Below are 18,390 nucleotides of genomic sequence, written 5' to 3' on the forward strand. Positions count from 1 at the left end.
GACAGCGATGAAGCACAAATGGGCGAAAACGGGGATTATCCTCTTAACTGCGCTAATGTTGTTGTCGTTTTGGTCTCCCGGGTTGGTGGGAGCGGCTGACGATCCCGTCATAAGCATGAAGGCAAGCAGCCGGGAGTCCAAGGTGACGGTTGAAGTAACGGGAAGCAGACTGAAGGACCTGTACGCCTACCAGTTCAGTCTCGAATACGACCCCAAGCTGGTGCGTTTCGTCGGGGCTTCAAGTCCGATAACCGGCTTTACAGTAGAACCCATCGTCAAGGGCGGGAACATTCTGTTCGCGCATTCCAAGGTGGGCAAGGTAAAAGGAACAGAGGGCGAGGCTGCGCTGGCTACCTTCACGTTCGAGCGGATCGCTGGAGGAGGAGCGAGCTTTACTCTGCATGACATTAAGCTTGTTGATTCCGGGCTGGAGATGGCCGAGCTGGAAGCAAAGGTAAGGCTGGTCTCGGCTTGGGCGCAGTTCAAGGACATTGCCGGACACTGGGCGGAGAAGTCCATTCTGCAAGCAACCGAGCTGGGCTGGGTAGCCGGTTACAGCGACGGTACGTTCCGCCCGCAGAAACAAGTAACGCGCGCGGAGTTCGTTACGATGCTTGCGCGAGCCTTGGAACTCGACATTCCGGATGTGCCGGAGCTCACTTTTGCGGATATAGACGGAATTCCGGTATGGGCGCGGGGATATATATCCGCTGCTGTAGAAGCGGGAATGATCCAAGGCTATGGGGATGGCACTTTCGGGGCCGGCAAGCTTATCTCGCGCGCCGAAATGGCGGCTATCATCGTCAGATCCCAGGGCATCGTGCCCGAGGAAGATGCGCGTCCGAACTTTACCGATACAGGCGATGCTCCTGTCTGGGCACAACCTTACATCGCCGTTGCGGCAGAACGCGGATGGATCAAGGGCGTTGGCGACAATCGGTTCGCGCCGCTCAAAAATGCGACCCGCTCCGAATCGGCGCATTTGATTCTTGCTATTTTTAACTAGAGAGGATTCCGCTACAATCACGTGGAAGAGGCTGTGCTTAGGCGCAGCCTCTTTTTTTAGCGTCCTAATTGCGACGGCTTGTTTACGGCGCTCCCAGAGCAGATTTGTTTTGCGCAGTTTACGCCAATCCAACGGCTACCTGCTGGGCGCGAAATGGAGGCGAATGGTGGTGCTGGAGTGAGGGCTGATGCGTTGTTGATGTTGATGCTAATGCTGGTGCAGGTGCTGGTGTGCGACGCTTTTTACAAACTGTACAACAATTGGGCGAAAATACACAATTAAGATGAGGTAATAGCCATTCAATCGTACATTTGTACATATATACATAAATTTTGGCTCAGAGAGGTCACGAATGACGATGTGAAGCGAGAATTTGTGTATTTTCTCCTAGGCCCCCTAATTAAACTGGAGTCCTCCCACCCAATAATTTAATATTGAGATAAGGGAGTGATTCGGTGTGGGGAAAAGAATGAACAGGGACGCACAGATTAAAGTAGTTAAAGAAGCGATGGCTGGTGTTAAGGTCGGGGTTTTAGCGCGTATGTACGACCTACATCCTGAAACGATACGAAACTGGATACGGGATCTTCGGGATACCATACCCGTCGAGGAGATTCCCGTTGCCGATGAACATTTGCAAGAATTACAGAGATTGCAGGATGTTGAACAGCAGTTTGAGAAAGCCGTCAAAATGATTGGCGAAAAAGAGCTCGAAATCGAAATGCTGCGTGAGTTGCTAAAAAAGAGAGACCCCGCTTATCTGAAAAAATTGAAGTAGCAGAGCCATTTATTAAGCGGGGAGTGCCAGTGGCCACAGTTCTGCGTATTCTGGGCATTTCAGAATCTACTTATTACGACCGAAAGAGAAGAGTAACCACTCCATCTACGAGCCCCGCGGCAGGCCGACCAGGCCGTCCTGTACCTGGTTACTCCTATACGTTTGACGGCGAGTCTGTAAGCGACGAGCAAATCAAGGAATGGCTCCTCGAACTCATTGAGGGCGAAGAGACTGTCTATGGCTACAAGCTTTTAGCACAATGCATCCGTGATCAGCACAACGTGAGACTGGACAAGAAGAAGTCATACCGCCTGTGTACCGAGCTAGGTATCCTTCAAAAGCCGCGCCAGCGTGTACATACGCATCCACGGAGGCTACCCAAAAACCGCGTCGTGACGGGCGTTAACCAGCTGTGGCAAATGGATATTAAGTATGGTTACGTTACAAAGCTAAACCGTTTCTTTTTCATTCTCAGCATCATCGATGTGTTTGATCGTGTCGTCGTCAAACAATACCGAGGACCCGTGTGCGAGTCCAAGCATGCCGTTCAGACCCTTTGTTATGCCTTACAGGATCGTGTAAGACTAGGAGAGGCCATGCCTGTTATTCGTACCGACAATGGTCCGCAATTCGTCAGCCAGCTATTCGGGGACATGTGTGAGTGCCTCGAGGTTGAGCATGAGCGAATTCCACCTCGCACACCAGATATGAATGCCTACATCGAGTCATTCCATAGCATTCTGGAGCGCAATTTGTTGAGGCAAAGAGAATTTACGACCTTTCATGAAGCTTATGAAGCACTCGATACTTACATGGACTTCTATAATAACCGCAGGATGCATGGTAGCTTAAAGAGGATGCCTCCTGCCGTTTTTTCAGAGTGGGTGCAGACGTTAGAGGATACTTCTGCATTCCATAAAGCAATGTAAAGACATGAAAAAGAGAGAGACTCTACGAAAACAGCATTTTTGGTGGACAAGACTCCGGAATTAGGGGGCCTAGCCGTTTTCGTACAAATCGCTGTGCAGTGGGCCCATTTGATTAAGAAATTGGGGAGAAATGCACAAATGTGCAGAAAGAGAAAGAGAGCCGTTTTCGGCCCATGACACGAGCAAGCCCGTCAACAGGTTTCTCCACGGGAGATGGCGAACCTAATAAATTTGTTTAGATAACGTAGCTACCAACACTCTTCTCCAAATATCCTAAACGCGGAGCTTAACCGAATATGCAGGAAGAAGTAATTGCATCCCAACTCTATCATAGGCATGCTATACTGATCCAAGACATTTACAAAGGAGGCAGATAGGAAGATGAGAAGAGTTGCAATTATCGGGGCGGGAAGCGTCGTTTTCTGCAAAACGCTAATCATGGATATCATGGCAACGGATGGGCTGGAGGAAACGGAATTCGTGTTAATGGCTCCATCATCGACTAATACTTCTCGCGTGAAAAATTATCTCGATCGCGTCGTCGCGGATAACGGACTTCATTCGAAGATAACGATCACGACCGACCGCAGGGAAGCGTTGGCTGGCGCCAATTACGTGATCTGCTCCTTTCAGATCGGGGGCCTCGGAGCGTTCGAGCTCGATTATAAAATCCCGCTGAAATACGGCGTCGATCAATGTATAGGCGATACGCTCGGCCCTGGCGGCGTATTCCGCGCGCTGCGCAGCATACCCGTCATGCTGGACGTGGCAAAGGACATGGAGGAGCTATGTCCGAAAGCGATTCTCCTCAATTACGTCAATCCCATGGCGATGATCTGTTGGGCGCTCGGAGAGACAAATATCCAATACGTCGGCTTGTGCCACGGCGTGCAGACGACGCTTGACCTGATCGCGGGTTATACGGGCGTTCCGAAGGAAGAGATCGACTTCACCACAGGCGGCATCAATCATATGGGCTGGTTCTTGAAAATCGAGCATAGGGGAAAAGATCTATACCCCTTGTTGCGAGAGAAGTTCGAGCTGCCGGAGTATTACGTCAACGAGAAAGTACGCGGCGAGGTGTTTCGTCACTTCGGCTACTTTATGACGGAATCCACGGGTCACTTGTCGGAGTACGTGCCTTGGTTCCGCCATAGCGCGAAGGCGCTGGAACTGTATTGCGATGAGCCGGCGTTTGGAGGCGAGTCCGGCGCGGCTTATAAGTGGAGCGCTTACGTGGCTGATAAATTCCAGCGGACGGATACGCTCGCGGAAGAGTCGACGGATCTTCCGCCAAGAAGCATCGAATATTGCGCTTATATTATCGAAGCGCTAGAGACAGGCAAGCCGTTCAAGTTCAGCGGCAACCTTCGCAACAATGGCATGATCGCAAACCTGCCGGAGGATTGCTGCGCAGAAGGTCCGGTCTTCGCCGACCGGACCGGCATCCACCGCACGATCGTCGGCGAGCTGCCTCCGCAATGCGCGGCGCTTAACATGACGAACATTAATGTACAGCGGCTAACCGTGTTAGCAGCGAAGAGCGGAGATCCCGAGACGGTCGTGCAGGCTATCGCGATGGATCCGCTTACGTCTTCCGTGCTCACGCTAAAGGAAATCCGCGAGATGGTGACGGAGATGCTGGACGCGGAGAGCGAATGGCTGCCTCAATTCGGGAACAGGCGCCCTCGCCCGACTCCGACGATTCCTATTCCGGAGAATGTCGAAAGGGCGGAGGTGCCCATCGACCCCGCGCTGGCGATTTTCTCGCGATTCGGAGAGCTGGCGAAGTAACCGGCACAATGCCGAAACAGAGCAAGGAATTATACCATTCAAAAATAAGAGCCAATTCTGGACCTCAGGATTGGCTCTTTTGTAATTACGTTGTATTGACAATGTAATTACTTAGCTATTACAATAAACATAACAAACAAAGGAGGGAACGCACCATGGATACAAATCTGCAAATTCGCATAACAAAGGATCTCAAAGAAACGTTTCAACAAATCGCGAAGGAAAACAATAAGGATACTTCGTCTCTTGTACGCGACTGGATCTCGAACTATATTGCCGAACATCGTCGGACGGACGAGGAGCTTGCGGCTGATCTATATAGAGCGGGTTATGGGTTGCAGCAATCGCTGGGCGGGAGAGAGTACGTCGACAAAGAGTTCGCCAAACAATTGCAGGAGCTTTCCTTAACGGATCAAAAGGAATTTACGCAGCGGATTCTAGCTGTCTACATCGAACATGATCTAACGATACCGGCGTGCGTGTCCCGTACGTACAAGGGTTACGCCTACTCTCAAATGTTTTTGCTTGGGTTGATTGGAGACAAGCCGAAGGATTGAGAAGACCTCAAACGTCTGTTTTGTCTGCGAATCCTGCCAACCATCTGCCAATAGCCAGCAGGTCATAAAAAAAGTCGCCCAATTGGCGACTTTTTTGCATGGAAGCAACCCTCTTAATAGAACTGTGCCCAGGCTTTATTCTGCCGGAGCTGTATATCGGACGAACGAAAGCACGATATCCTGGGGATGATCGCCGAACGTGGAGCCGAACAGGTTCATCCCGCGCTGGTTCACCGCGCTGTCGCTGACCTCGAGCCTTACGATAATGGGCTCGTTGTATTGCAGGCCAAGCGTAGCCAGCATCGTATCCGACAGCCTTTCGCCATTAACAAATCCGCCGTTCCCGGTCACGCTCCATTCTGTCAATCGGCCGTACTCCGTTCCGCTTCTCCACCGATCAGTGGTTAATTTGCCTTTGCGATCGCCGAAGTCGCTGGGGCTAATCCATGTTCCTACTGTTTTGCCGTTAATCAACAAGGTGATATCGGAACGGCAGTCCATTGCGAAAGACGGCGCTTCCGAGCAAAGCTCCGCGCTAAGCTTCAATTCGTCAATCGCCACGCCAGGAGGCATGGGATTGGGGAAGTAGTATTCGACAAATCCGGTTCCCGAAAACCATAGCAAAGCAGCCTCTATCCGATCGGGCATGTAAAACACGCGCGGATCATCCGTCGAGCCGATAAGGGTGCCTTCCTTATTGGCCATTCCGCAAGTCGGTTGCACGGAGCAACTGGAATACATGCCGATCGGCATATGGATTTCTTCGGCCTTGTGCAAACCGTCGCCAGGCTTCTCGGGAAGCTCAAGCAGAATCGAGCGGCCGGAGACGGAGCATAACTTTTCGCGGTTGGAGCCTTGCGAGGTAACGATCAGCCCGGCTTGCTCCAGAATTTGAATATTAATGGATACGGTCGGCTGAGCGACGCCTAAAGTTTGGGCCAGTTGCGTCACGCTCATCTGATCGGATCCTATGGCTTCGAGAATGCGAACGCGCAAATCTCCGGATAATGCTTTCGCAACATCCGTAATCCTCGAGGCGGGAAACCGCAAAACCTCCTGCCTTATATCTACCATATCGATCTCCCCTCCCGACAACCGTTTAGCTCATGTGATCTCGGCTCTTCTAAAAGATTGTACAAGGATAATAAACGATTGCACATGATGTTTGCAAGTATTATGTTATTGCAATGTATATTGCGATTGTGCTATATTGATGCTTATAGGATTGACGAGAGCGCCTCCAATAAACCAATGAAAGGTTGTGTGCCGTTTGTCTACGTCACTAGCAACTACGAAAAATGCAGCTATGCCTCGTCCGGAGTATCCCCGTCCCGACTGGCAGCGCCAAGACTGGTTGAATTTGAACGGAGCCTGGCAGTTTCAATTCGATCGGGAAAATGCCGGCAAGACCGAGCAATGGTATGGCTGGGCTGCCGTTCCCTATGCATCGACGATCACGGTACCTTTCTCCTGGGCAAGTCCGCTCTCCGGCATTGGCAGCGAGGAGAAGGGAATTGGCTGGTATTGCCGAGACGTAAGCTGGTCGCCGGCCCATGCCAACGACCGTGTGTTTCTTCGTTTCGGCGCGGTGGATTATTCCTGCGATGTATGGGTCAACGAGTCGTTGGTCGGCTCGCACGAAGGAGGATACGGCACCTTCGAATTCGATGTAACGGATGTCTGGAAGCGGGATGCGGCAAACCGAATCGTCGTAAGGGCGGAGGATAACGACCGCGATTATCAAGCGCGGGGGAAGCAGGGCTACGGAGAAATTCGAGGAATCTGGCAGCCGGTCTGGCTGGAGGCCCGTCCGTCGGACTTTATTCATCACGCCAGGTTCGCAACGGGGATTGACGGAACCATCGATGTGTCGGCAACTATTCAGGCGCGGCAAGACGGTCCTGCGACGTTATCTTTTTCATTTGCCGAAGGCGAAGTCCGACATGTCATCCCCTTGCAATTGGTCGAAGGCGTAAACGAGATTGTGACATCCTTCAACGTCGATCAGCCAAGATTGTGGTCGCCGGAAGAACCGAATCTGTACGAGGGCGAGATTGTGTTGGAGGCTGGTTCTGGCGGTCGTGATATCGTAAGCACGTACTTCGGCATTCGGGAGATCGGTACGGCGCTTGTCGGCGAGCGGCAATATCGCTGGATCACGCTCAACGGCAAGCCCATCTATTTAAACGGGACTTTGGATCAATCATACCACCCGACGGGTTATTTTACGTATCCCACCGACGAAGAGATGGAGAACGAGATTTATATGATGAAGCGTCTCGGTCTTAATTTCGTACGCATTCATATTAAGCCGGAGGAGCCGCGCAAGCTGTACTGGGCCGACAAGCTCGGTATTCTAGTGATGGAGGATATGCCTTGCTTCTGGGGGAATCCGGATGAGAGTGCTCGCGCGTCCTATTTAAGCGAAGCAAGGGAGGTCATCGAGCGGGATTACAATCACCCATCGATCTTCTCCTGGGTTATGTTTAACGAAACATGGGGGCTCAAGACCAATAGCGATCAAGTCGGTCTGTCCAGCGATCAGTTGCATCCAAGCAACTACCTGCCGGAGACGCAGGACTGGGTTCGGGAAATCTACCATTGGGCGAAAAAGCTTGACCCAACCCGCATTATCGAGGACAATTCGGCGACGCTCTTTGACCATGTGGAGTCGGATATTAATACTTGGCACTTCTATATTAATGGTTACAAGGAATTGCGAGAACATCTTCAGGACGTTGTGGACAAGACATTCCCCGGTTCCCCATTCAATTATATTGGCGGCAATGTGCAGACCGACGCACCATTAATGAACAGCGAATGCGGTAATGTGTGGGGGATCGAAGGAGGAGCGGGTGACAGCGACCTGGCTTGGCATTATCGATATATGATGAATGAATTCCGCAGGCATGACAAACTTTGCGGCTTCGTATTTACGGAATTCCGGGATGTAACCAACGAATTCAACGGCTACTACCGGCTGGACGGAACGGACAAAAAATTCGGCTACGAATGGTTCGTGCCCGGCATGACGATCGCCGACCTGCATGCCCCGGATTTCATCGTCATCGATGCGCCGCCTTGCCAAACCGTCAATGCCGGAGCAACCGTCGCAGTTCCTTTGCTTCGCTCCAGTTACTCCGATCGGTATTTCGGACAGGAGCTGCAGTTGAATTGGGAGCTCTGGTACGACCAATTGGGAACCAGAGTCGTTGCGGATCAAGGAAAAATGTTGCTGGAATGGAACGGCTACGGCGTGTCTCCACTGCAATCGTTGCAGCTCACGCTTCCTAAGCAGGATGCGGTTGCGGTGCTTGCCTTCCGGCTTCAAACCGCGAGCGGTGAGACTGTTATGCGCAACTTTACGACGTTCGACGTTCGAAGCGGCAGCGCTGACGGGCAAACGCACGGCTTGGATGGCGGGATTGTAAACGTACCGGTTCCTGCATTTACAGAGCATGACTGGGCTTATCAATGGAACGCGATTCAAGGACAGAAGGCAAATGGCGGTCCGACAGGACGTTTCGTCTATAACGTTCAGTTGCCCGACCATAACGAGCAGTCCGTCATCGGCCACATGGAGATCCTGTTCGAAGCCAGTGCAAAGCGATTGTTGGCACGGAATATCGAAGGCGGTGAGTACAAACGCCCCGACCTGTCCTTTATGCTTGGTGCGGATGCCAATACGGAGCGCAACCCCAATACGGAGCGCAACCCCAATACGTATTACATGACGGATGCGGTAAGGCACGACTCAACGGTCAACGTTATCATAGACGGAGTGAAAGTAGACAGCATCTACTTGCCTGACGATCCTGCGGACAGCAGAGGCGTATTATCGTGGCATTATCAGTCGGAATCGAACAAGCTGGACGAAGCAGGGTCTTATGGTTATTTGTGTAAAATAGAAGTGCCGAGTGCCCTGGCCGCAAAGCTGAACCGGAGCCGCAGCTTTACTTTGGAGCTGGAGGCGAAGGAAGGCGGGCTTGCGCTGTACGGCAGGAATGCCGGTCGTTATCCAATCGATATACTGGTTACTTATCGTTAACGCAGCAGGACTGCCCCGAGGCTATTATTATGCCTCTTGGGCAGTTTTGTTTTTGTTTAGGCCGAGCGTATTTGCCGGCCAAATGCATCCCTCTGAACGGTATCCCCTCTACTCAGGTAAATCCCTTAGCCATGCTGGTACTCGAGTTGAAGCAGTCGTCCTCAATTCCCTTGAAACGGTATCCCCTTTATTCAGGGAAACTCTCAAACGTTGCTGATACCCGAGTTGAAGTAGTCATCCTGGCTTTCCTTTGAACGGTATCCCACCTACTCAGGGAAAGTCCCCTAACTTTGCAGGTGCCCGAATTAAAGCGAACGTCCGCATTTCCCTTAGAACGATATCCCATCTACTCAGGAAATTCTTCTAACTGTGCTGGTACCCGATTTAAATTGATGGTTTGCACTTCCCTCTGAACGGTATCCCCTCTATTCAGAATAGATTGCGTACTAACTTATCCTGAATAGAGGGGATATTGATTAAAGGTGGATCGCCGATAGTTAGCTCTAGAACGAATCTTCTGAGTATGGGGGATATTCATCAGAGGAGGAGCCCGATAGTTAGCTCTTGAACGAATCTTCTGAGTAATGGAGATAAGGATCCAAACATGCGATGCAATGTTTGTTGGAGGGACACGACTGAAAAAGTGGTCATGCATGCAGGTAGGTGGGCGATAAGGAATGTTTTTCGGTGCGGACATACATGACTGTACCGACATCTGCGAAACACTATACTGCATGATTTCCACTAAAATAGCTTCGCTGATGAGACTGTCGATCCAATGTGTGCAAAGCTGGAGATGGAGCTACAATTGAACATCGCCAGCCTGCAAACGGAAGTGAGAGCTCTTATTTTGATTGTTTGGCGTGATTTTAAAATCTAACGGAACCCTACGACTTTATTCGTGAGAAATCTAGGCAAAACGCGGACTTTGGCCCATCATAAGGGCCGTCAGTTCCATTAGAATCGCGAAACGGTGCTTTTTGCTGAAATAACGCCTTTTATTTCCTTTAAGTAGAAGTATCTCCAGTTCATTTCTTAACGGACATTTGCCAGCAGTTTCACCTATGCACTGTTAATCGACAGCATCCTGACGTCTGTAAGATTGTTCAACCGTTACATTTTTACATCGGAGAGAGGGGCGATATAAATAGGCTGCAAATCTTTGAATGAATAAACCTCTATTCTTGAGCTTCCATCCTCATTTTCGAAACCGGCTTGTAAATCTTTAAGATATTCGCGTTTGACATTACCCACGCCGTTTAAGCTGGATGACCAATTGCTCCCCAGTACCTCATTAACATCAATATACGATATCTTTCCATCTACAAGATCGTATATTCTTGCAGACATGAGCGGCCCCGGCATAAGAGCGACTAGCTCTGTTATGCCATCCTCATCCAAATCAATTTCATCGATATTTCTTGCGTATAGCTCAAGTAGTATTTCTTCGTCACCTGCTTCGTCTGTATACAAATAGGTAAAATGGGCCCCTTTTGGCGAACTTTCGTTAGTTTCCTTTAACACGCCCGTTTGTCCTAGAATGTTATCGCGATTTAAATCCTGACTCGGCATGTCATTAATCCCTTTTGCAACCTCAGACTTGACGATGTCTTTCTCATTCCCACTATTATCAGTCATTTCAACGGCCTGTTCTTGAACGTTATCTTGTACCGTACAGGCTGTGACACTCACAAGGACGATGATTGCAGCCATGAGCGAATAAATAGGTCTGATCAATGAAGCAGTCTCCCTCCTATAGAAAAAAATTCCACCCGCAATACTAATAACGTGTGGAAGCCGGTAATGTTGCGGTGGCGGATTTTATTTCTGGCCAACAAAGGGGGCAGCTTCGTTGGCTGCTTTAAAGCAGCGTTGGAGACTAATCTTACTCACGTCACCGTTCAAATTTCGCTGAGCCTACATTGCTCACGTCACGAGCCAATTAGAGTCTGCTTTGCTCACGTCACCGGCCAAGTGCCATACAGCCTGCGGTAAGTTTCCGGCGTCATGCCTTCCTTCCTGCGAAACGTCGCCACGAAGTGGCTTGCGTCTCGGAAGCCGACAGCTTCCCCGATTCTGCGAATGGTCCAGTCCGTTCGGGAGGGCAGCCATTCCTTCGCTTTACGAATCCGCAATTGAATCAGATAAGCATACGCCGTCTGGCCGAACAGCTCCCGGAACTTCTCGTTCAGCTGCCGCTCGCCGATATCCAGCATGGCTGCCATCTCCGTCAATCCGATGCCGGGATCCGGGAATTCCGTCTCGAGCCAGTCCAGCAGCAGCTGGATTCGCTCCAGCCGCTTTGTGATGGATGGACGGTTATCGGTACGCGCATCCGTCTTGAGCAGCGTGAGAAATCGGTACAAATCCGAAGACAGCTGCAAGCCGGAGGGATCGCCCCCTGTTTCGGCTAGGGCCAGCATATCCGCCAAAAACTGCGAGATCCGGTCGTCGCCGTCATCCCATTGAAAACGTTCCGCGCTGCTCCATCCGAACGATTGAATGAAGCTTGCCGCCATGCTTCCATGAAAGGTGACGAAGCTCGAATGCCAGGCCCCGTTTTTCGCTTCGTACCGATGTGGCGTTCCGGGAGTCATCAGCACGCCGGTGCGCCGCGTCATTTTCCACGTGTGACCGTTCACCGAAAGCTCTCCTTCTCCCTCAATCGTCAGCAGCCAGTGGAAATAGGGATAGCCGTTCGGCCTGTCAATGGCCTCTTGCTCGGGGCTAGCTCCAATGGATTCAATCTGCAGAGGCAGCAATTCCGCCGGAGATGCGGGAACGATGCGTCGTTTCATGATCAAACCTCCATATTCTTATATGAATATTCGATTTTTTTATATGGGATCATAAATATGAAAGTTTTACAATGGAGATGTATACTGCGGTTTTATCATATATTTCGAGGAGTGACAAGATGATCAGCGCGAAAAAACCGAAAATTTGGTATGGCGGCGATTATAATCCCGATCAATGGGAAAAAGAAGTTTGGGACGAGGACTTGCGTCTGTTCAAACTTGCAGGCATAGATGTTGCGACTCTTAACGTATTCGCTTGGGCGAAAAATCAGCCCGATGAAGATACTTACGATTTCGGCTGGCTAGACGAAATGATGGACAAACTCCATGCGGATGGAGTAGGCGTCTGCCTCGCAACGAGCACAGCCGCGCATCCCGCGTGGATGGCGCGCAAATATCCGGATGTGCTGCAAGTCGACTTCAACGGCAACAAGCGGAAGTTCGGCGGCCGCCATAACTCTTGCCCGAACAGTCCGACCTTCCGCAAATATTCGGCTCGCATGGCGGAGAAGCTGGCGGAGCGCTACAAGGATCATCCCGCACTTCTGATTTGGCATATAAACAACGAATACGGCGGCGCCGGCAATTGTTATTGCGATAACTGCGAAGCGGCCTTCCGCGAATGGGCGAAGGCGCGCTACGGCACGCTTGAAGCATTAAATGGCGCTTGGAATACAGGCTTCTGGGGCCATACTTTCCACGATTGGGAAGATATCGTCCTGCCTAGCGGACGCAGCGAGGAATGGCAAGGGGCGAACGGACGGACGGAAACGAATTTCCAAGGCATCTCGCTGGATTATATCCGCTTCCATTCCGACAGCCTGCTGGATTGCTACAAGCTGGAGTACGAAGCCGTCAAGAAACATACGCCGGATATCCCCGTCACGACCAACCTGATGGGCGCGTTCAAAAAGCTCGATTATCACAAATGGGCGAAGCATATGGACGTGGTGTCATGGGACAACTATCCAAGGTTTGATACGCCGCACAGCTACACGGGCATGATGCATGATCTCATGCGCGGTCTTAAGGACGGCCAGCCGTTTATGCTGATGGAGCAGACGCCAAGCCAGCAGAACTGGCAGCCTTACAACTCGCTCAAGCGTCCGGGCGTCATGCGTCTGTGGAGCTATCAAGCGGTAGCGAGAGGCGCGGATACGATTTTGTTCTTCCAGCTTCGCCGTTCCATCGGCGCCTGCGAGAAGTATCACGGTGCCGTCATCGAACATGTCGGCCATGAGCATACACGCGTATTCCGCGAATGCGCGCAGCTTGGCGCGGAGCTTGGGGAGCTCGGCGAAACTTTGCTGGATGCCCGCGTGGAAGCAAAAGTCGCCATTCTGTTCGATTGGGAGAACTGGTGGGCAATTGAGATGTCCAGCGGTCCGACGATCGCGCTGCGTTATGTAGATGAAGCGCATAAATTCTACGATGCGTTGTACCGCGCCGGAATCGCAGTGGATGTTGTCAGCGTGGAAGCCGATTTGAGCGGATACGATCTGGTCATTGCCCCTGTCATGTACATGGTGAAGCAAGGCGTAGCCGCCAAGCTGGAGCAATATACGCATAATGGCGGCGCGTTAATCACGACCTTTTTCAGCGGCATTGTCGATGAAAACGACCGGGTGAAGACGGGAGGTTACCCGGGCGAATTGAGAAAGCTGATGGGCATCTGGGCCGAAGAGATAGACGCGTTGCTGCCAAGTCAGAGCAACCGGATAATACCAGCGGACGGCGCTGCTGGCTTGAAGCAGGAATACGAATGCGCTATGATCTGCGACCTCATTCACTCCGAAGGTGCGGAGGTGAAGGCTGTCTATGGCGATGACTTCTATGCAGGCATGCCTGCGCTTACGGTCAACAAGTTCGGAGCGGGCGAAGCCTGGTATATGGCAACAAGCCCGGAGGCTTTGTTCCTGCAGGATTGGTTGACCCAGTTGTGCGCAGACCGCGGTATCGCGCCGCTTATCCCATCCGTACCGGATGGGGTGGAGACGACGGTACGTTCCAAAGAAGGGCAGTCCTATCTGTTTGTGCTGAACCATAACGCTGATGCGGCTCAAGTGAATCTGGGCAATCGTTCCGGCGTCGAGCTGTTGTCTGGTCGCGAGCTGAGCGGCTCGGCCGAGCTTGGAGGAAGAGATGTCTGGATCATAAAGCTTCAAGGATAACGGACGTCATGTGGCAATGTTATTATTTGAGGGGGATGACGGAGATGAGAATTAACGCCAAAGAAAGCGAATTAAAGCCAATCGCCGCAAAGGTTGCGGAGTATACGTTTAATATGGACCTCACTTGGGATTGGCCGGGCGGCGTCGCCTACTATGGCGTCAGCCGTCTCTACGAGGTGACGGGCGACCAGGCTTATCTGGACCGGATGATCGCTTGGGTGGACGAATACATCGAAGCGGGTCTTCCCGTCTGGACGGTCAATTCTTGCGCGATCGGACATATGCTGCTCACGCTATACGAGCAGACGAAGGACGAACGATACTTGGAGCTTATTAACAGCAAGCTGGATTACCTGGAGAACAAGGCGCTTCGTTTCGGCGACCGGGTCTTACAGCACACCGTATCGGCCAACAACGATTTTCCAGAGCAATGTTGGGCAGACACGTTGTTTATGGCGGCGTACTTTATGCTGCGCGCGGGAATCATGTTCGACAAAAAACATCTGGTAGACGACGCGCTGCACCAGTTCTATTGGCACATCAACTACTTGCAAGACGAGAACGACGCCCTCTGGTATCACGGGTACAACAATATCAAGCAGGACCATATGTCCGGCATCTATTGGGCGCGGGCGAATGCATGGGCGGCCTACACGATGTCCAGAGCGGCGAAAATATTGCCGGAGGCCTATCTCTATCCTCCGATGATGCATATCTGGAGCGCGCTCCGCGATCAGCTGGCGGCAATCAAGAAGCTGCAGAAGGATGACGGTCTCTGGGGCACCGTTTTAGACTATCCGGAAGCCTACGGCGAAGTATCGGCTACGGCGGGAATTGCGGCGGCAATGATTACGCAGGGCAATACGCTGCATGGCAAATACGTTCAGAAGGCGCTGGAAGGCGTTCTAGACAACATCTCTGACAACGGCCGCGTTCGCAACGTATCCGGCGGCACTGCCGTCATGAACGACATTGCCGGCTACCTCGGCATCGACCGTAAGTGGGCCCAGGGCTGGGGGCAAGGCCTCGCTCTCGCGTTTCTGGCTTCGGCGATTGAGAAGATTAAGCGGGAGCCAGCGGATAACTGACGATCGATTGTTACGGAAGAAGATTTGATCGACTGTAACTCTGTTGCTTGAAGCGGGGACGCTTGATGGATAATTTGTGTGAAACTAGAAATGGCGGTGCGGGAGATTATCCCTGCGCCGCCATTGTCGTTAATCATAGACGTTAAAAACGTCTATGGGGAGTTTTTGTTGCCTTTCCGAGCGCCATAGACGTTAAGAACGTCTATGAGGAGATTTTGTTGCCCTTTTGAGGGCCATAGACGTAAAATACGTCTATGAGATGATTTTGTTGCTCTTTCGGGTGGCATAGACGTTAAAAACGTCTATGGGGAGTTTTTGCTGCCCTTTCGAGCGCCATAGACGTTAAAAACGTCTATGAGGAGATATTGTTGCCCTTTTGAAGGCCATAGACGTTAAAAACGTCCATGAGGAGATTTTGTCTGCCTTTCGAGCGCCATAGACGTTAAAAACGTCTATGGGGAGTTTTAGCTGTCTTTTTAGGCAGGGTTACCTGCAATTAAGCTGCGTTAAGCTGTGCAATCTCCCTTGAGACAGCCCCTATTTCTTCAATTCGCCCGGTTTCTTAGCTTCTTCGATTCGATCTCGATGCTCGTTAATGACAATCTTGGTTGCAACCGGAGCAGCAGCTCAATCAAACGCCTTCACCCGTCGCAGACCGAATCAAATTGCCTGCAATACATGCAACAGATGATCGATATGGTCCGAATCGGGGGATATTCAATGACCGTAACTAGGTCCAAACGTACCTCCAAAAGTTTCTCCAACATAAAAGCGCATTCACTTTATCAGAAACCAGAAAAGCAACGTTTGAACGAATATCGGTTCAAGATCGAATGAAAGTTTCGGGAAATGAAACAATCGATCGGTGGTAGACTGGATGCAAGAATTAAGCTAACGAGCAGGGTAGTTGAAATGTGTGGTAATATAATTTCTGTAAGACCAGTAAATTAACACGGGCTAACCCAGGTGATTTGTATGAGTTTGACACACGAGTTTTTCCTTCTTAGCGGCGTTTTTGATATGAATGACAGATATGAATGGTACCGAGCTAATCGTTATACATGGGCCGAGAAGTCTGTAGTGTCAGATGAGATTATTCAATACTTATCGGACTTTTTGAATTGGTTGCCTTCATATAACCCCGAAACAAAAGAAAACCACAAAGGGTTAAATTACTATGGATTAACCGTTATTAACAAGCCCGGAGCAGAGAAGCTTATAAGGATATTAGATAAATGGCTTAAACTAATCGAAGAGGCACCTGACACATTCAGTTTAAGAGGAGATACCGTTTGGAAAGAAAAAGAGAATGAAAATGGACACTGGGAACAATCGAAAAATTGGTTGAAGCGAGAAACTTTGCAGATTGAAATAAAATCCTTAATTGATTCAGCAGTCAAAGCTTTAGACAATAACCAATTGATTGTTCATTTCGGCATATAAGTACACCTATCAGGTGGAAAACTATGAGCTCATAGCCGAAACAAATTTACCCATAACAAAGGGAGGCAGGGAACTTGTCGAACAGTGACAATGAGAAACAGGCTCTTGAAAAATCGAAAACGGTTTATGAAACTGGCGAGATCATAACGACGAAAGTTTACAAGGTTAGCCCGGAGCAGAAAGTTGAACTCGATCGCTTGTCAACTGAGAGGCTCGAACAGTTACGCCAAGAGGCAATACCGAATATCCGCGAGCGATATGAGCAAAAGGTCAAGCTTCGGCAGCAACAGCCGAAGGCAGGCGATGATGGCAAGTCTATAGAAGTGATTTCAATGAATGGGCAGGTGTGTGAAATGAAGAAGAAATTAGCGGTGAAACTTGAGGATCTAATTAATGAGATTGAATTTCAGATGGTTGAAACTGTTACATATATAAACACCCAGACAGGCGAAGTTATAACATTATCTAAAGAAGATATGAGAGCTGCAGAAGATGAAGAGCCACTTGAAAAATATCCAGATTGGCAAAAAGAGAACATTGAACAGGCAATAAAAATTATCGAAGATGAAGAAGAGGTTTACCTCTTTTTCACATTAAGAAACGAGTACCATGAGTATGAAATAATAGAGGAATTTATCGGAACATTAAGCGAAGATGAGGTTCGAGAAGATTTATTTGGAGCTATTCAAGGAAGAGGGGCATTTAGAAGATTTAAAGACGGAATCAGCGAACATGACATAGAAAAACAATGGTATGAATTCAAAGAAAAAAAGATAAGGAAATTAGTTATTGAATGGTGTAAAGTGATGGATCTTGAAATAAAGGAATGAAGTATTATTGCTAGCGAGAAAGAGTGTTTTCTTATGGGAATTGGGATCTAGGAGTAGTTTGCCATCGCGGCAACTGTAAAGAAAAAATATTGAGTGAACTGAAGAACAACAGCTCAACAAGTCATTACGGCAGCCAGCCTTCATGAGCGGATGGGGTTGTGCGTGGAAGAACTGGCAGAATTACGCAACAATCCTAGGCTTGACTTCGTCTATTTGCATGTGTAAATTCCACCATTCATTCCAATGAGGTGATCACATGTGGAAAAGAACCGTAATAGCCCTGCTGAGTTTTTTGATCTTATTCGGTATGTGGTTCGTGATCGAACCTGTAGCTGTCAACGCATGCTCTTGTGCCGAACTCCCAAGCATAGAAGAGCAGTTGGAACGGAAAACCGCAATTTTTACGGGTAAAATATTGAGTGTGACTAAACCTGTTAAAGGGAAGATCTGGTCTTCCGCTGATCCTGTAAAAGTTCTTTTTGAAGTTAAAACGGTATGGAAAGGAGAACTGGGTTCTCAAACGACTGTTCAAACAGCATTGAGATCTGAAAGTTGTGGATATGAGGGTTTCGAAGTGAATAAAGAATACATCGTTTTTGCTTACGGTGACCCAGATCGCCTTGAAACCGGACGTTGTGAAGGAAACAAGACTCTTGCATCGGCACAAGAAGAACTGAAAGCATTGGGAGCAGGATATGAACCTTCCAAGATAATACCCCAAGAGATTCCGTTGGAAATATCTTCAATCAATAAGGAAGCAGATAATGGGTACATTACAATTGTTTTTGTTTCTGTAATTATTCTAACAACTTTTATCTTGCTGATCCTATTTTTAAGAAGACGTCGCCGATGATTCAAAGCGTCAGCGAACGAGATGAGCGGTCAGGGAGAATGCCGTTTCCTAACAACATGGAGCCATGCAACTTGTGCATGGCTCCATGTTGTTAG

General features: G+C 49.8%; 14 protein-coding genes. 11 read left to right on the forward strand and 3 right to left on the reverse strand.

Annotated features, from left to right (window positions below):
• Positions 1–7 precede the first annotated feature (7 nt).
• The 5 genes from KJW29_RS04965 to KJW29_RS04985 all read left to right on the forward strand — a co-directional run bounded on the left by KJW29_RS04965 (position 8) and on the right by KJW29_RS04985 (position 5,064).
• Positions 8–1,006, forward strand: coding sequence for an S-layer homology domain-containing protein (locus KJW29_RS04965; protein WP_214628973.1), 999 nt, complete (start codon positions 8–10; stop codon positions 1,004–1,006).
• Between the two features lie 457 nt (positions 1,007–1,463).
• Positions 1,464–1,784, forward strand: coding sequence for a helix-turn-helix domain-containing protein (locus KJW29_RS04970; protein ID WP_214626307.1), 321 nt, complete (start codon positions 1,464–1,466; stop codon positions 1,782–1,784).
• A 23-nt stretch (positions 1,785–1,807) separates the two neighbouring features.
• Complete coding sequence (locus KJW29_RS04975) at positions 1,808–2,713, forward strand: IS3 family transposase (protein ID WP_281426281.1); 906 nt, start codon at positions 1,808–1,810, stop codon at positions 2,711–2,713.
• Positions 2,714–3,094: 381 nt separating this feature from the next.
• Positions 3,095–4,507 (forward strand): alpha-galactosidase, encoded by a 1,413-nt coding sequence (melA, locus tag KJW29_RS04980; RefSeq protein WP_214628974.1) that lies wholly within the window; start codon positions 3,095–3,097, stop codon positions 4,505–4,507.
• Between the two features lie 155 nt (positions 4,508–4,662).
• A complete protein-coding gene (locus tag KJW29_RS04985) occupies positions 4,663–5,064 on the forward strand; it encodes a ribbon-helix-helix protein, CopG family (protein WP_214628975.1) in 402 nt (133 codons plus the stop codon).
• Positions 5,065–5,199: 135 nt separating this feature from the next.
• On the opposite strand, the gene KJW29_RS04990 is transcribed toward KJW29_RS04985, so the two are convergent.
• Entirely contained in the window at positions 5,200–6,138 is a 939-nt protein-coding gene (locus KJW29_RS04990; protein WP_214628976.1) for an ArsR/SmtB family transcription factor, read from the reverse strand.
• 187 nt (positions 6,139–6,325) lie between these two features.
• Between KJW29_RS04990 and KJW29_RS04995 the strand changes: the two genes are divergently transcribed.
• Positions 6,326–9,112 (forward strand): glycoside hydrolase family 2 protein, encoded by a 2,787-nt coding sequence (locus KJW29_RS04995; protein ID WP_425517488.1) that lies wholly within the window; start codon positions 6,326–6,328, stop codon positions 9,110–9,112.
• Between the two features lie 1,113 nt (positions 9,113–10,225).
• Here the strand turns inward: KJW29_RS04995 and KJW29_RS05000 are convergent.
• Both KJW29_RS05000 and KJW29_RS05005 read right to left on the reverse strand, forming a co-directional pair.
• The gene (locus KJW29_RS05000) at positions 10,226–10,849 is read right to left on the reverse strand and encodes a hypothetical protein (RefSeq protein ID WP_214628977.1); all 624 of its coding nucleotides are present in this window, start codon (positions 10,847–10,849) and stop codon (positions 10,226–10,228) included.
• Between the two features lie 221 nt (positions 10,850–11,070).
• Entirely contained in the window at positions 11,071–11,910 is an 840-nt protein-coding gene (locus KJW29_RS05005; RefSeq protein ID WP_214628978.1) for an AraC family transcriptional regulator, read from the reverse strand.
• A gap of 119 nt (positions 11,911–12,029) precedes the next feature.
• Here KJW29_RS05005 and KJW29_RS05010 point away from each other — a divergent pair, with 119 nt between their 5' ends.
• From KJW29_RS05010 to KJW29_RS05030, 5 genes are all read left to right on the forward strand, one after another.
• The gene (locus KJW29_RS05010) at positions 12,030–14,081 is read left to right on the forward strand and encodes a beta-galactosidase (protein ID WP_214628979.1); all 2,052 of its coding nucleotides are present in this window, start codon (positions 12,030–12,032) and stop codon (positions 14,079–14,081) included.
• A 44-nt stretch (positions 14,082–14,125) separates the two neighbouring features.
• Entirely contained in the window at positions 14,126–15,169 is a 1,044-nt protein-coding gene (locus KJW29_RS05015; RefSeq protein ID WP_214628980.1) for a glycoside hydrolase family 88/105 protein, read from the forward strand.
• A gap of 975 nt (positions 15,170–16,144) precedes the next feature.
• The gene (locus KJW29_RS05020; protein ID WP_214628981.1) at positions 16,145–16,612 is read left to right on the forward strand and encodes a coagulation factor 5/8 type-like protein; all 468 of its coding nucleotides are present in this window, start codon (positions 16,145–16,147) and stop codon (positions 16,610–16,612) included.
• A gap of 74 nt (positions 16,613–16,686) precedes the next feature.
• On the forward strand, positions 16,687–17,442 hold the full coding sequence (locus KJW29_RS35965; RefSeq protein WP_246608592.1) for a UPF0158 family protein: 756 nt from the start codon (positions 16,687–16,689) through the stop codon (positions 17,440–17,442).
• A gap of 256 nt (positions 17,443–17,698) precedes the next feature.
• Positions 17,699–18,295: a hypothetical protein gene (locus KJW29_RS05030; RefSeq protein WP_214628982.1), complete on the forward strand. Its 597-nt coding sequence runs from the start codon at positions 17,699–17,701 to the stop codon at positions 18,293–18,295.
• Positions 18,296–18,390 lie beyond the last annotated feature (95 nt).

This window comes from Paenibacillus agaridevorans (assembly GCF_018604145.1).
In the GTDB taxonomy this organism is placed as follows: domain Bacteria; phylum Bacillota; class Bacilli; order Paenibacillales; family Paenibacillaceae; genus Pristimantibacillus; species Pristimantibacillus agaridevorans.

Bases quoted from the DNA above. Each gene is read 5' to 3' on its own strand.
- KJW29_RS04965 (WP_214628973.1), top strand. From the start codon at position 8: ATGAAGCACAAATGGGCGAAAACGGGGATTATCCTCTTAACTGCGCTA.
- KJW29_RS05020 (WP_214628981.1), top strand. From the start codon at position 16,145: ATGAGTTTGACACACGAGTTTTTCCTTCTTAGCGGCGTTTTTGATATG.
- KJW29_RS05010 (WP_214628979.1), top strand. From the start codon at position 12,030: ATGATCAGCGCGAAAAAACCGAAAATTTGGTATGGCGGCGATTATAAT.
- KJW29_RS05015 (WP_214628980.1), top strand. From the start codon at position 14,126: ATGAGAATTAACGCCAAAGAAAGCGAATTAAAGCCAATCGCCGCAAAG.
- melA (WP_214628974.1), top strand. From the start codon at position 3,095: ATGAGAAGAGTTGCAATTATCGGGGCGGGAAGCGTCGTTTTCTGCAAA.
- KJW29_RS04990 (WP_214628976.1), bottom strand. From the start codon at position 6,138: ATGGTAGATATAAGGCAGGAGGTTTTGCGGTTTCCCGCCTCGAGGATT.
- KJW29_RS04985 (WP_214628975.1), top strand. From the start codon at position 4,663: ATGGATACAAATCTGCAAATTCGCATAACAAAGGATCTCAAAGAAACG.
- KJW29_RS05005 (WP_214628978.1), bottom strand. From the start codon at position 11,910: ATGAAACGACGCATCGTTCCCGCATCTCCGGCGGAATTGCTGCCTCTG.
- KJW29_RS05030 (WP_214628982.1), top strand. From the start codon at position 17,699: ATGTGGAAAAGAACCGTAATAGCCCTGCTGAGTTTTTTGATCTTATTC.